Source organism: Pseudomonas sp. NA-150 (genome assembly GCF_044336365.1).
Lineage (GTDB): Bacteria > Pseudomonadota > Gammaproteobacteria > Pseudomonadales > Pseudomonadaceae > Aquipseudomonas.
In genome coordinates this window covers 5,142,433-5,155,956 of sequence record NZ_CP172305.1, presented here as the reverse complement: position 1 = coordinate 5,155,956, position 13,524 = coordinate 5,142,433, and the positions used below count along the sequence as shown (strand labels likewise).

The 13,524-nt window shown below is 55.6% G+C and carries 11 protein-coding genes and 2 tRNA genes; 6 read left to right on the top strand and 7 right to left on the bottom strand.

Going from position 1 to position 13,524, the window contains the following annotated elements; genetic code table 11:
* Positions 1-77: 77 nt before the first annotated feature.
* The 3 genes from ACF0H7_RS24325 to ACF0H7_RS24315 all read right to left on the bottom strand — a co-directional run bounded on the left by ACF0H7_RS24325 (position 78) and on the right by ACF0H7_RS24315 (position 1,777).
* Positions 78-154, bottom strand: a tRNA-Met gene (locus tag ACF0H7_RS24325).
* Between the two features lie 218 nt (positions 155-372).
* Positions 373-1,601 (bottom strand): IS3 family transposase gene (locus ACF0H7_RS24320; protein ID WP_397449392.1). Its coding sequence is split into 2 segments (ribosomal slippage): positions 373-1,250 and positions 1,250-1,601, totalling 1,230 coding nucleotides; the frame shifts between segments, so codons are not numbered across the junction.
* 99 nt (positions 1,602-1,700) lie between these two features.
* A tRNA-Met gene (locus ACF0H7_RS24315) sits at positions 1,701-1,777 on the bottom strand.
* Positions 1,778-2,028: 251 nt separating this feature from the next.
* On the opposite strand from ACF0H7_RS24315, the gene dinB reads away from it, so the two are divergent.
* On the top strand, positions 2,029-3,090 hold the full coding sequence (gene dinB, locus ACF0H7_RS24310; RefSeq protein ID WP_397449391.1) for a DNA polymerase IV: 1,062 nt from the start codon (positions 2,029-2,031) through the stop codon (positions 3,088-3,090).
* Positions 3,091-3,133: 43 nt separating this feature from the next.
* Here dinB and ACF0H7_RS24305 read toward each other — a convergent pair whose 3' ends face one another.
* The 3 genes from ACF0H7_RS24305 to ACF0H7_RS24295 all read right to left on the bottom strand — a co-directional run bounded on the left by ACF0H7_RS24305 (position 3,134) and on the right by ACF0H7_RS24295 (position 7,424).
* On the bottom strand, positions 3,134-4,090 hold the full coding sequence (locus tag ACF0H7_RS24305) for a hypothetical protein (RefSeq protein ID WP_397449390.1): 957 nt from the start codon (positions 4,088-4,090) through the stop codon (positions 3,134-3,136).
* 79 nt (positions 4,091-4,169) lie between these two features.
* Positions 4,170-5,885 (bottom strand): proline--tRNA ligase, encoded by a 1,716-nt coding sequence (locus ACF0H7_RS24300; protein ID WP_397449389.1) that lies wholly within the window; start codon positions 5,883-5,885, stop codon positions 4,170-4,172.
* 168 nt (positions 5,886-6,053) lie between these two features.
* A complete protein-coding gene (locus ACF0H7_RS24295) occupies positions 6,054-7,424 on the bottom strand; it encodes an OprD family porin (RefSeq protein WP_397449388.1) in 1,371 nt (456 codons plus the stop codon).
* Between the two features lie 1,035 nt (positions 7,425-8,459).
* Between ACF0H7_RS24295 and ACF0H7_RS24290 the strand changes: the two genes are divergently transcribed.
* Together ACF0H7_RS24290 and ACF0H7_RS24285 are read left to right on the top strand one after the other, a co-directional pair.
* Positions 8,460-8,885: an HIT family protein gene (locus tag ACF0H7_RS24290; protein ID WP_397449387.1), complete on the top strand. Its 426-nt coding sequence runs from the start codon at positions 8,460-8,462 to the stop codon at positions 8,883-8,885.
* A 2-nt stretch (positions 8,886-8,887) separates the two neighbouring features.
* Positions 8,888-9,094 carry a SlyX family protein gene (locus ACF0H7_RS24285; protein WP_397449386.1) on the top strand — a complete coding sequence of 69 codons (207 nt, stop codon included), beginning with the start codon at positions 8,888-8,890 and terminating at the stop codon, positions 9,092-9,094.
* A gap of 79 nt (positions 9,095-9,173) precedes the next feature.
* On the opposite strand, the gene ACF0H7_RS24280 is transcribed toward ACF0H7_RS24285, so the two are convergent.
* Positions 9,174-9,785 (bottom strand): cold shock domain-containing protein membrane protein, encoded by a 612-nt coding sequence (locus ACF0H7_RS24280; protein ID WP_397449385.1) that lies wholly within the window; start codon positions 9,783-9,785, stop codon positions 9,174-9,176.
* A 532-nt stretch (positions 9,786-10,317) separates the two neighbouring features.
* Between ACF0H7_RS24280 and ACF0H7_RS24275 the strand changes: the two genes are divergently transcribed.
* The 3 genes from ACF0H7_RS24275 to aspS all read left to right on the top strand — a co-directional run bounded on the left by ACF0H7_RS24275 (position 10,318) and on the right by aspS (position 13,515).
* Positions 10,318-10,791: a Dps family protein gene (locus ACF0H7_RS24275; RefSeq protein ID WP_397449384.1), complete on the top strand. Its 474-nt coding sequence runs from the start codon at positions 10,318-10,320 to the stop codon at positions 10,789-10,791.
* A gap of 384 nt (positions 10,792-11,175) precedes the next feature.
* On the top strand, positions 11,176-11,517 hold the full coding sequence (locus tag ACF0H7_RS24270) for a ribbon-helix-helix domain-containing protein (RefSeq protein WP_397449383.1): 342 nt from the start codon (positions 11,176-11,178) through the stop codon (positions 11,515-11,517).
* A gap of 222 nt (positions 11,518-11,739) precedes the next feature.
* The gene (aspS, locus tag ACF0H7_RS24265) at positions 11,740-13,515 is read left to right on the top strand and encodes an aspartate--tRNA ligase (protein WP_397449382.1); all 1,776 of its coding nucleotides are present in this window, start codon (positions 11,740-11,742) and stop codon (positions 13,513-13,515) included.
* The last annotated feature ends 9 nt before the right edge of the window (positions 13,516-13,524 follow it).

The following is a 13,524-nucleotide window of genomic DNA, read 5'->3' as shown; positions in this document are numbered from 1 at the left end:
CATTTTAGGCTACTGTTCCTGTGCTTTTCAGTCAGGCACAAAAAAGGCCACTCTTTCGAGCAGCCTTTTTCGATGTTTGGTTGCGGGAGCCGGATTTGAACCGACGACCTTCGGGTTATGAGCCCGACGAGCTACCAGACTGCTCCATCCCGCGTCTGTGTGGCGGCATTCTACAGCCGAACGCCAGAGTGTCAACCGTTAATGCTAAACAAATGACAATTAATCGAAATTAGCTGGGTTGGCGGGCTAAGTGGTCGATGTGCAAAGGCTTTTTGCCCTCGGCGCACCTTTCATCTTATTAGCTGCTTATAGAGAGAAGGGCGAGGGGGCCGTAAAACGCATGTCTAGTCCTGAAATAGGTTTACACCTGTTTCACTTCAAAAACGCCCGATGCACCGCATCGGGCGTTTTGTATTTCAAGGCTAGGTGGGGCCGCTTCTCGTTGTAGATCCTTACAGACTCTCCAACCATGTGGGTCGCATCAGCCAAGTCCTTGGGGCGGTGCAGCAAGAATTCTGTTTTCAAAATGCCGTTCACACGCTCTGCGAGCGCGTTCTGATAGCAGTCATAGCCATCGGTCATCGAACACCTGACGCCATGCTTGGCGTGCAGCCTTTGGTAAAGATCAGAGCAATACTGGGCACCTCTATCCGAGTGATGAACCAGTAGCTGATCGGTTTTCCTTTGTCGCAGCGCTTTACTCATTGCCTGGATGACTGATGCCGTGTGCAGGCTTTCATGCACGTGATAGCCGACAATCTTGCGAGAGTAAGCGTCCGTCACCAAGCTCAGATAAACGACACTTTGCTGCGTAGGCAAGTAGGTGATATCTGCGACCCAAACCTGCTCGGGACCTGTAGCCACAGCCTGATTAGGGCCAGGTTTGAGCAGGTTGGGGTGTCGGCGAAAGCGATGATGGCTGTCAGTTGTCTTGTGATAGGCACGCTTGCGCTGAACCAGCTGACGGCGGTCACGCAAGATATCAAACAGCCGGTCTCGACCGACCTTCAGGGCCTCGTCGGGCTCTGAGTGCATCAGACTATGCAGCTTGCGAGTACCTAACCGAGGCAACTGAAGGCGCGTCTCAAGAACGAAGCCCATTACGGTTTGGGCGCTCTTCGCGCGCGCGTCAAACGCTCGGTTACGTTTGTAATATGCCTGTCGGGAAATGCCCATGAACTGGCAAGCCCTGGAAATGCTCAGGTCTTTGATTTGCCCTTGGGTGAGGACTTGCCGGATCGCTTTTTTACGACGCAAACACCGTAGTCGTTTTTCAGAACGTTCACGACAGCTTCAAAGAACTGCGCTTTCTGGTTGCTTAGCGCCAACTGTTCTTCAAGCTCTTTGATCCGTTGCTCGGGCGTCAACGGGAGGTTTGGTTCGGTCATGGACCTGCTCCTCGGCTCTCGAATTGATGCGCCTAGGCTCCAGTCCTGCCGACCGTGCTTGCGTAACCAGACCAGCACCGTGGACCGGCCTTGGATGCCATAGCGCCGTTGGGCTTCTTTATAACCCAACTCGCCTTTTTCGACTTGGTCTACGACCGATAATTTAAAGGCTAGCGTGTAGTCACGCTGGCTCCGCCTTTTGCCTGATTCCATTACATCCTCCTGAAGATAGGTCAGAAGGTGTAAACCTTATTCAGGACGAGACAGCAGATACAAAAAAGGCCACTCTTTCGAGTAGCCTTTTTTGATGTTTGGTTGCGGGAGCCGGATTTGAACCGACGACCTTCGGGTTATGAGCCCGACGAGCTACCAGACTGCTCCATCCCGCGTCTGTGTGTCGGCATTCTACAGTGGAACGCCTGGCTGTCAATCACTAATTTTAAAAAAATGCTTTTTGTTCAAACGCTTAGCTAAGCTGTGCGGTCGTCCGATCAGGTTCAGGGGCTTGCCGGGCGGGGCTGTCAGGCAAGTTTAGGGGCAAGCTTTCAGGACTTTTCCGACAGTGCCTGCTGTATCAGGAGTGCCTCAGCCCGGCGTGAGTGAGATACTGGTCGTCCTACTGCTCGTATGCCCGCTGCTCATGACGCAACGCAAAATCATCCATGTCGACTGCGATTGTTTCTATGCCGCCATAGAAATGCGCGACGACCCGCGTCTGGCCGGCAAACCGTTGGCCGTCGGCGGGTCTGCGGATCATCGCGGGGTGATTGCCACCTGTAACTACGAAGCGCGTGCCTATGGCGTACGCTCTGCCATGTCGTCACGCCATGCGTTGAAGCTGTGCCCGGACCTGACCATCGTCAAGCCGCGCATGGACGCTTATAAAGAAGCCTCCCGGGAAATTCAGACGATCTTTCGCGACTACACCGAGCTGATCGAGCCACTTTCGCTGGATGAGGCGTACCTGGATGTTTCCGAAAGCAGTCATTTTGCCGGAAGCGCGACGCGAATCGCCCAGGACATCCGCCGCCGCGTCTCCAATCAGCTGCACATCACCGTCTCCGCCGGCGTAGCGCCCAACAAGTTCCTGGCCAAGATCGCCAGTGACTGGAGAAAGCCCAACGGGCTGTTTGTGATTACCCCGGAGCAGGTGGAGGATTTTGTCGCTGAATTAGCCGTGAACAAATTACACGGGGTGGGCAAGGTTACGGCCGATAAGCTGGGGCGGTTGGGGATCATCAACTGCACTGACCTGCGTGACTGGAACAAGCTGGGGCTGGTGCGAGAGTTCGGTAGCTTTGGTGAACGATTGTGGAACCTGGCGCGCGGGATTGATGAGCGTCCGGTGCAAAACGACAACCGGCGTCAGTCAGTCAGTGTGGAAAATACCTACGACACGGACTTGCCCGATCTGGCGAGCTGTCTGGAAAAGCTTCCGAACTTGCTGGAAACGCTGGCGGGGCGGATGGCGCGTATCGGCGACAGCTACCGAGCGGGCAAGCCGTTCGTCAAAGTGAAGTTTTACGACTTTACCCAGACCACGCTGGAGCAGTCGGGCGCGGGGCGCGACCTGGACAGCTACGAGCAACTGCTGACCCAGGCGTTTGCGCGCGGTGCAAAACCGGTGCGGCTGCTCGGGATAGGCGTGCGCCTGCATGATTTGCGCGGGGCGCATGAGCAGTTGGAGTTGTTTGTGCGGTAGCTGGTGTGTAGGAGCCAACAAGTTGGCTACAGAAAATCCATTCTCAATTACTCGCCTGTGGATCCGCCACCAACCGTCCCGCATCCCGCGTCAACGACTTGAGGAATTGCTTTTGCAGTTCTGGATCGTTATGGGTCAGTTCGATCAGGCTTTGCTCCAGTTCACTGGCTTCTTCTTCCAGGCCCAGTTCCGACAGGCGCTTGACCCGATGCACCCATTGGCTGACATCGTCATCTTCGAGGTCGTCGTAGATCAGTGCATGGGCTTCCAGCAGTTTTCCGCGCAATGAGCCACTGATGGGCAGGGAGATGTCGCTGCGCACGTTGTCCTGATCATCTTCGACACTAATCCGTAAGCGCATGACGTGGCTCAGGTCCTGCTCGGCAAATGGGCTGTCGAGCAGGCTCAAGCGCAAAACGCCACTGCGATCGGTCGTCAGCGTATAGCTTTGCGTGCCGGCCTGGACCTCGACCGGGCGTTCACTCCACGGCAGGCTGGTGGATTCGGTGCGTCTGTCGCGCTGAACTTCATCGATACTGGCAAGGTTCTGCTGCGCCCGGCCATGGGATTGTATGTTCATGAACGGGTTGATCCCGGCCACACCGTTGTCGATCCAGTCCTTGGTCACGCTGTCGGGCAGGTGCCCAAGCATGAACACATTGAGAATATTGGCGCCCACCCCGGCGACGATGGCCACGGCGCCCAGAGGAACTTCGTACAGTTCACGCCAGGGCTGATAGGGGGTGTAACGGTCATAGTTGCGGGTGACTTCGAACTCAGTGACTTCGAAGGTCTTTTGCTCGTGAATGCGTATGCGCCGCTGCGGCAGCTCCAGCGATTTGGGCTCGCCGATATCGACCTGCAGGGTGTGATCGAGCAGTTTGCGCTCGACGCGCTCTTCGTGCTCGCTGCGTTGTTGCAGATGGTTGGCGCAACCACTGGCAAGCAAGGCTCCGCAGAGTGCGGTACCGCCGAGACTTAACGTACTTCGCTTGAACATGTGATCTCTTGATGCAGAAAGGGCGGTTCTCACTATGTCACGAGAAGGCGCGCACGTTATTCACGTGCGCGCCCCGGACTTAGCGACGGATGCGCGCTTGAACAAACGCCAGTACGTCAGCAACCGGCAGTGCTTGCGGCTGTGCTTCGGTGCGGCTCTTGTACTCGAGATTGCCTTCGGCCAGACCACGGTCGCTGACCACGATGCGGTGCGGGATGCCAATCAGTTCCATGTCGGCAAACTTGTTACCCGGGCTGGTCTTCTTGTCGCGATCGTCCAGCAGGACTTCGAAACCGGCAGCAGTCAGCTCGGCGTACAGTTTGTCAGTGGCTTCGCGCACGGCGTCGGTTTCATAACGCAACGGCACCAGGGCAATCTGGAACGGGGCGAGAGCATCGTTCCAGATAATGCCGTTTTCGTCGTTGTTCTGCTCGATGGCTGCCGCTACCACGCGCGAAACACCAATACCGTAGCAACCCATGGTCAGGGTCACTGGTTTGCCGTTTTCGCCCAGCACCTGGCACTTCAGGGCTTCGCTGTACTTGGTGCCGAGTTGGAAGATATGCCCGACTTCGATACCGCGTTTGATTTCCAGCGTGCCTTTGCCGTCCGGGCTTGGGTCGCCAGCCACCACGTTACGCAGGTCTGCAACCTGTGGAACCGGCAGATCACGCTCCCAGTTGACGCCGAAGTAGTGCTTGTCGTCGATGTTGGCACCGATACCGAAGTCGCTCATCAGCTCGACCGAGCGGTCGATAATGCACGGCAGTGGCAGGTTCAGTGGGCCCAGCGAACCGGCACCAGCGCCAATGGCGTCGCGCAGTTCGGCTTCGGAAGCCATGACCAACGGGCTGGCCACCAGCTCCAGGTTGGACGCCTTAATTTCGTTGAGTTCGTGGTCGCCACGAATGATCAGCGCAACCAGCTTGCCTTCTTCTGCAGCATGGACCACCAGGGTCTTGATGGTTTTTTCGATCGGCAGGTTGAAGCCTTCCACCAGTTGCGCGATGGTTTTCGCGTTCGGGGTGTCGACCAGGCGCAGTTCTTCGCTTGGTGCCGCGCGCGAGGTTTCCCGAGGAATGGCCTCGGCCTTCTCGATGTTCGCTGCGTAATCCGAGCTGTCGCTGAACACGATGTCGTCTTCGCCGGATTCGGCCAATACGTGGAATTCGTGGGAGCCAGCACCGCCGATGGAGCCGTTGTCCGCTTCAACCGGGCGGAATTTCAGGCCCAGGCGAGTGAACACGTTGCAGTACGCCAGGTGCATGCGATCGTAGGTGGCTTGCAATGAAGGCTGATCGACGTGGAACGAGTACGCATCCTTCATGATGAATTCGCGGCCGCGCATCAAACCGAAGCGTGGACGGATCTCGTCACGGAATTTGGTCTGGATCTGGTACATGTTGATCGGCAACTGTTTATAGCTATTGAGCTCGTTGCGCGCCAGATCGGTGATCACTTCTTCGTGGGTCGGGCCCGCGCAGAATTCGCGATCGTGACGGTCTTTCATGCGCAGCAATTCAGGGCCGTACTGTTCCCAGCGCCCGGATTCCTGCCACAGTTCGGCCGGCTGGATGCCCGGCATCAATACTTCGAGCGCGCCCGCAGCGTTCATCTCTTCGCGAACCACCGCTTCGACCTTGCGCAATACGCGCAGGCCCATGGGCAGCCAGGTGTACAGGCCGGAAGCCAGTTTGCGGATCATGCCGGCACGCAGCATCAGCTGGTGGCTGACCACGACCGCATCGGAAGGGGTTTCTTTCTGTGTGGCGAGCAAATATTGACTGGTACGCATGGTCGGCCGTTGTCGGTTGCTGAGACTGGATATGACCCGGCATTGTACGGTGGTGATTCCATCGCGTACAGGGCGGGGCGGTGTAGCAAAATCGGGATAACAGTGGTTTAAGCCCATAAAAAAACCCGGCATCAGCCGGGTTTTTTCGAAGCGAGACGCTGATTGCGATTACAAGATCGAGATCGGGTAGTCGACGATCAGACGGAACTCTTTGGTGTCGCCGTCGATCTGGCCAGCGTCGGCAGTGTGCCAGGCTTGACGGATACGGAACGACAGGTCTTTTACTGGGCCAGTCTGGACAACGTACTTGGCTTCCAGGTTGGTCTCGTGGTGACGTACGTCGGTCAAAGCCGGGTTGAAGTAACCGCCGTAACCAGGGCTGTCCTGGTTGCCTTTACTGTAGTCGATGTCCCAACCGTAAACGTAACGGGTCATGAACGTCAGACCAGGAACACCAAAGCTGGCCATGTTCAGGTCATAGCGGATCTGAGCAGACTTCTCACCCGGGCTGTTAAAGTCGGAATATTGAATAGAGTTGGCGAGGAAAATCGAGTCGCCACCACGGTCGTTATCGCCTACGCCGATGTAGTCGAACGGCTGACTACCGTTAATCTTCTGGAAAGCCAGAGTTACGGTATGTGCAGTCAGGAACGAGTAAGCGGCTTGCAGCGAGTACGAGTTGTTGTTGATTTCGCCAGCGTTGGCTGCACCGGAGTCGCGGGTGTTGTAGTAGTTGAAGTCAAACGCCAGCGACTGGGTGTCGGTCAGTGGCAAGGTGTAGTTGACGTTGGTGTAGTACTGGTTCCAGATGTCCTTCAGTTTGGCGCCGTACAGCGAAACCGACAGACTGTCAGTAATGGCGTATTTGCCACCTGCGTAATCAATCGACCTGGCCTTGATTCCGGTATATGCCGTCCCCAGTTCGCCATCGGCGTTCATCTGGCTTTCGCTGGACGCGGAAGTAAAGTGACCGCCTTCTACGTCAAGACCTTTGACTTCGCTGCTCTGCAACTGGAAGCCGGTAGCGGTTTGCGGCAGGACGCGCGAGCCGCCGATCGCGAACACTGGTGAGGTGGTCGGTTGCTGCTGGCCGTAGGTCAGCTGGGTTTTCGAGAAGCGGACCTTAACAGCGGCGCCTGCTTTACCCATGCTGTCTTGCACATGAGTCTTGCCGTTAGCATCTGGAGCGCTGATAGCCGAGTTGTTAGTGCCGGTGGTGCCGTCGCCGCCATCCAGTTTGACGCTCAGGTAACCGAACGCGTCAACACCGAAACCGACGACACCTTGGGTGAAACCGGAGCTGAAGTTGCCACGGAAACCTTGAGTCCAGTCAATGGAGTCATGGTGAGGTGTGCCATCCGGATCGTGACCTTTGTTGTCGCGGTTAAAGTAGTAGTTCCGCAGCAGCACGTTCAGGCTGCTATCTTCAACAAAACCCTTGGCGTCTGCTTGATCAGAGACGAACGCTGCTGCGCTTGCCAGTTGGGTAGTGCCCGCAGTAACTGCAAGGGCGATTGCGCTCCACTTCATCACTCTCATCGTGATTTGCTCCTTTGGTTTTTAAGAAGAGTTACCGCCTTCCCACCTGTTTTTTTATCTGGGAGGCTCTTTCTTTTTGTGTCGGCGCAAACTTATATCACGCAGACCCTATTGGCGATAGTTGCAATTTTAACCTTTCGCTATCTTTACGGCCGTGTCGCAAACGTAGGTTGTAGATGTCGCATTCACGTATGTGTTCACGATGAAGCCCCGCAACTACGCCAGTATTTTTTGAAGGCTTAAGCATAGGTAAAAACAGTCTATGTGCCATCCTTCAAAACACTCCCTGCATGCAGCGCTTCCGTTTTTATTCGTCCCCAAAGCGCTTGCCTCGCAGCGAGCCTCCTTGCTGACATGGTGGGTGACAAAGCAACAACCGTGCACAAAGTTAGCTGCACATTACGTTTTTTTCACATTTTGTTTTCTGTTCGTAACGATTGATTGTTAAGTCATTGTTTTTAAAGATATTTATTTTATGAAATTTTCATTAAAAAAATCTAAAAAATAGGCTCGACAGCTAAGAAAACTTCCGAAACGTTACCTCGTTAGACGGAGCTTTGGGTAAATCTTGGATGCGGTGTCACTCCTGGCGCCGGGATGTGAGTCGTTTTGGTGCGTAGTGTTACGCAGGTGCCAGTTCTTGGGTCTGGGGTATTGACTATAAGGCGTCTAGACGGCAGTTCTGCGGCGGTTTTTTTGCAAAAGCATGACGGGCCGCCGTTCCTCGGGAGGTGCATTGGAAGCGCGTTGCTTATAAAGGGAAGCAAGCGCTGAGATTTCCAGGTGTAAAAATTGAGTCATCCCGGTGCAAACCTTTGTTATGCGTCCTGTGCTGGTGCGCGGGCTTGTTTTCCCTGTGGCGCATTGCCCTGTTGGGTTGTCGGACTAAATTGCTCGGGTACATGCACGCCAATGTGTTTGGAGAGTGGGCAGTGAACGGCGCCTGATTCCCGAGTATCCTGCTGCTATTGCCGGGTCGCTCTGTTCATTTCGGGCGTCGGGTTAAAAAATAACCAGCCGATCAGGAGTTCTGCGGTGTTCGTTTTAGATTCGCGTCTCGCCCAAGATACAGCGGTCATCGGGGACTTCCCCCTGTGTCGTTTGTTGTTATCCAACGATTCGAATTACCCGTGGTTCATTCTGGTTCCGCGGCGACCTGATATCAGTGAAGTGTTTCAGCTTGTGACAGCCGATCAGTTGCAACTGTGGCAGGAGACCACCGCGCTGGCGCAAGTGCTCAAAGACTCGTTCAATGCCGACAAGCTCAATATCGCGGCGTTGGGTAATGTCGTTAGCCAACTACATATGCACGTTATTGTTCGTTTCCGTGAAGACGCCGCCTGGCCTTCGCCGGTTTGGGGGAAGCATCCGGCGCAGCCTTATACAGCCGAGCAGTTGTCGTCGATTCGCGATCGCTTGCGTGGTGTGTTGTCGGACGATTTCCGTTTCGAGGAGGCGTAATCATGAATCTCGAAGAGCGTATCAACGAGTTGGAGAGCCGCCAGGCTTTCCAGGACGACACGATCCAGGCGCTAAACGACGTGCTGGTCAGGCAGCAGCGAATGGTCGAGCGCTTGCAGCTGCAGATGGCGGCGCTGCTGAAGCGTCAGGAGGAGATGGGTGGGCAGTTTGAGACCTCTGAAGAAGAGGCGCCGCCGCCGCATTACTGACCCGCGCGAATTTCGGGCCGTAAAAAACCCGCCTTCTCCTGGAGAGAGGCGGGTTTTTTTTGCCAGTGCGCTCTAGTTGTTAGCGGCGCGGCAGTGCGGCAATCACGTCTTCGGCTTGCAAGCCTTTGTCGCGATTCATCACCGAGAACTCCACGCGCTGGCCTTCGACCAGGACGCGATGGCCTTCGCCGCGAATGGCGCGGAAGTGCACGAAAATATCGTCGCCGGAGTCGCGCGAGATAAAGCCAAAGCCCTTGGAGGTGTTAAACCACTTCACGGTGCCAGTATCACGGTTGGTCATGTCGTGGCTTGGCGCCATGTGTGAGGGTGAGGGCGAGGAACGATAGAAGCTGACGCCCAGGTGCAGGATCACCGCGATAAGGACTGCCAGCAGGCTGACAATAATTGCGGGCTGGCCGGCGATGGTTTGGAGTGGAACGAGCAGGGTCAGTATTTGCAGGATAACGGCCACTACCAGCAGCGCGCTGACCAGGTTTTGCAGTTGGTGACGTGGACCTTTATTCCAGTAAGGAATGACCGGGGCGAGGACAAGGTTGAGTAGACCGAACAGCGCCAGGTAAAGCGCGTCGGGTTGCAGGAGGTAAGAAGACAGCGCTTCGCTCCGCAGGCTGGGGATGAAGGAAAGCAGCAGGGCTGCTGCGCCCGTTAGCAGGTGGACGATTTTCAACATATTAATAAACTCACATTAAGACGGATCACGAGGAAATAGCTGGCTGCGTTCGGTACACCGCTGAATGCATCTGAATAAAAAGAGCAAGCGCTGGAGACAGGGGTGTGCTGCACGAACATCGGGTCAGCCTATGCACTAGAACCACAACGACAGGCTCTAGCGACACGCGTGTATTTAACAGCAAAGCCGTGGGCTACTCAAATCACGTGCCTGACGCCGGGGACGACTTTATCGATAATAGGCCTGTATCCAGGGAGCAGCGTGTCGCGCTAACAGCTGTTCTAGAGCGGTTTTTGTGCCATTGAGTGTTTGTTACTGCCTGTAAGGCTTTTCTGAAAAGCGACCGGTTATCCGTCGTTTCAGCGTTTTTCACGCTACGCCACCATCGGCTGCGATCGTTTGTGTCTTATCGCTAAGAATAGGCTTTTTGTAACAGGGCGATAGCGTAATAGCGGGCTGCTTTGCACCGAATCTCTTGCTAGAGTGGGGCGCACACTGGCCAGGTAACACCATCCTACAAAAGGGGAAAAACATGGCAATCGATATTGGTATCGGCGAAGACGATCGCAAAGACATCGTGGACGGTCTTTCTCGCCTATTGGCGGATACGTACGTGCTGTATATGAAAACCCATAATTTTCACTGGAACGTCAGCGGTCCGATGTTTCGTACCCTGCACCTGATGTTCGAAGAGCAATATAACGAACTGGCGTTGGCAGTGGATCTGGTGGCCGAACGTATTCGCGCGCTGGGCTTCCCTGCACCGGGTACCTATAGCGCCTATGCGCGTCTTACTTCTATCAAGGAAGAGGAGGGCGTGCCAGCGGCTGAAGACATGATTAAACAACTGGTTCAAGGTCAGGAAGCGGTCACGCGTACAGCGCGCAGTATTTTCCCGATGGTTGAAAAAGTCAGCGATGAGCCGACGGCCGACTTGTTGACCCAGCGCATGCAAGTGCATGAAAAAACCGCGTGGATGTTGCGTTCCATGCTCGAGACCCGCTAACAGCGGCAGGCGGGTGGTGTCGTCGATGCCGCTTGCCTGATCCCCCTGCGTCCTTGTGTGGCGTGCTGCTTGACCTTGAATCCCCTCCTGATTTTTCTCTGCCTTGCCATCGGATGTTTCAGCGGTGAAGCGCGGCTTTGTCGTCCGTTTTCGGCTGAACATAAAATGCCATATATATTAATGACCGGCCGTTGACCTGTACGGCTTAGTGGTTTTCTGATGTTCATTAATCGCCATTGAAATGTCGCAATATCCTACAGGCTTAGGGTGCTTGTGCTGCTGGCGAGGAAACTTCTGTTGGATTTATATGAGGGTGAACTTTGCATTTATCAATATCGACGCAAGGTGTGGTTATTTTAGATGGATAGTCGAAGGGGCTACTAAATGGTTCGGCGTGCGGTACAACAGATCAAGGATTTCAGTCGATCAGGGAATATACAAGATGACCCTTTTGTCGAGAGCTTCAATATGAACCTGGCGCGTCCTCACTCTCGATCGGTTCGGTTGAACGGATTGGCGACGTGCCTGCGGCTGGAGGAGGTGTATTGGACGATTCTGGCCGAAATCGCCCGGTTGAACAGCTGTTCGGTCAATGCTGTGCTTTCTTATGTCGATCGTGAAGTGCATCTGCGCCACGGGGGCGTGAAAAATTTCAGTGGTCTGATTCGCGTAGTGTGTGTGGCGCATCTGCTGAAAGCCGAGCCGGGAGCGCCGGCAGCCGTCTAGAGCGGGAGGGCTGCCCGGTCTTGCGGCAGGCGTCAGGCACTTATGTCGTCGGGATCGGGTCGGGCGGCTGCACAGTGTCCATTTACCCTATATAATCCCCCGCCTTACTACGGGGCGCAGGCCGTCGGGTTGAACTGCATGCCAGGGTTCTTGCACTATTGAGCGCAAGCGAAGGGCGAGAGCTCCACCGAATTTCGAATTACGGGAAGTGAAAACACCATCATGATGCGCAGCCATTATTGCGGCCAACTGAACGAGAGCCTGGAAGGCCAGGAAATTACCCTTTGCGGATGGGTCCACCGTCGTCGAGATCATGGCGGGGTTATTTTCCTCGATATCCGTGACCGTGAAGGCCTGGCTCAGGTGGTGTTCGACCCTGATCGCGCTGACACCTTTGCAGCTGCCGATCGTGTGCGCAGCGAATACGTGGTCAAGATCACCGGTAAGGTACGTGCGCGTCCAGCCGGCGCGGTCAACGCCAACATGGCCTCTGGTGCTATCGAGGTTCTTGGTTATGAACTCGAAGTCCTGAACGAGTCGGAAACGCCTCCGTTCCCGTTGAACGAATTCTCTGACGTCGGCGAAGAAACTCGCCTGCGTTATCGCTTCATTGATCTGCGTCGTCCGGAAATGGCTGAAAAGCTGCGTCTACGTTCGCGTATCACCACCAGTATTCGTCGTTACCTGGACGAGAACGGCTTCCTCGATGTCGAGACGCCGATCCTGACCCGTGCTACGCCGGAAGGCGCTCGTGACTACCTGGTCCCTAGCCGCACACACCCAGGCAGCTTCTTTGCTCTGCCGCAGTCGCCACAACTGTTCAAGCAGTTGCTGATGGTTGCCGGCTTCGACCGTTATTACCAGATCGCCAAGTGCTTCCGCGACGAAGACCTGCGTGCTGACCGCCAGCCGGAATTCACCCAGATCGACATCGAAACCAGCTTCCTCAACGAAGCCGATATCATCGGTATCACCGAGAAGATGATTCGTCAGTTGTTCAAGGAAGTGCTGGACCTGGAATTCGACGAGTTCCCGCACATGACCTTCGCCGAAGCCATGCGTCGCTACGGTTCCGACAAGCCAGACCTGCGCAACCCGCTGGAACTGGTAGACGTTGCGGACCAGCTCAATGCCGTGGAATTCAAGGTGTTCAGCGGCCCGGCCAACGATCCTAAAGGTCGTGTTGCCGCCCTGCGTGTACCGGGTGCCGCGAGCATGCCGCGCAGCCAGATCGACGACTACACCAAGTTCGTCAGCATCTACGGTGCCAAGGGCCTGGCCTACATCAAGGTCAACGAACGTGCCAAAGGTGCGGAAGGCCTGCAGTCGCCAATCGTCAAGTTCATCCCTGAGGAAAACCTCAAGGTGATTCTGGATCGTGTGGGTGCTGTCGATGGTGACATCGTGTTCTTCGGTGCCGACAAATCGAAGATTGTCAGCGAAGCCCTCGGCGCGCTGCGGATCAAGATCGGTAACGACCTGAAGCTGCACACCTGCGAATGGGCGCCGATGTGGGTCGTTGACTTCCCGATGTTCGAAGAGAACGACGACGGTAGCTTCACCGCGCTGCACCACCCGTTCACTGCACCGAAATGCACGCCGGAAGAGCTTGAAGCCAACCCGGCAACGGCGTTGTCCCGCGCTTACGACATGGTCCTCAACGGCACCGAGTTGGGCGGCGGCTCGATCCGTATCCATCGCAAGGAAATGCAGCAAGCGGTATTCCGTCTGTTGGGCATCAGCGAAGACGAACAGCAAGAGAAGTTCGGCTTCCTGCTCGATGCACTGAAATTCGGCGCGCCACCGCACGGTGGTCTGGCCTTCGGTCTGGACCGTCTGGTGATGCTGATGACCGGCGCCCAGTCGATCCGTGAAGTGATCGCCTTCCCGAAAACCCAGAGCGCAGCCGATGTCATGACCCAGGCTCCGGGCGAAGTCGATGCCAAGCAGTTGCGTGAATTGCACATCCGCTTGCGCGAACAGCCAAAGGCTGAGTAATAGCTGAAG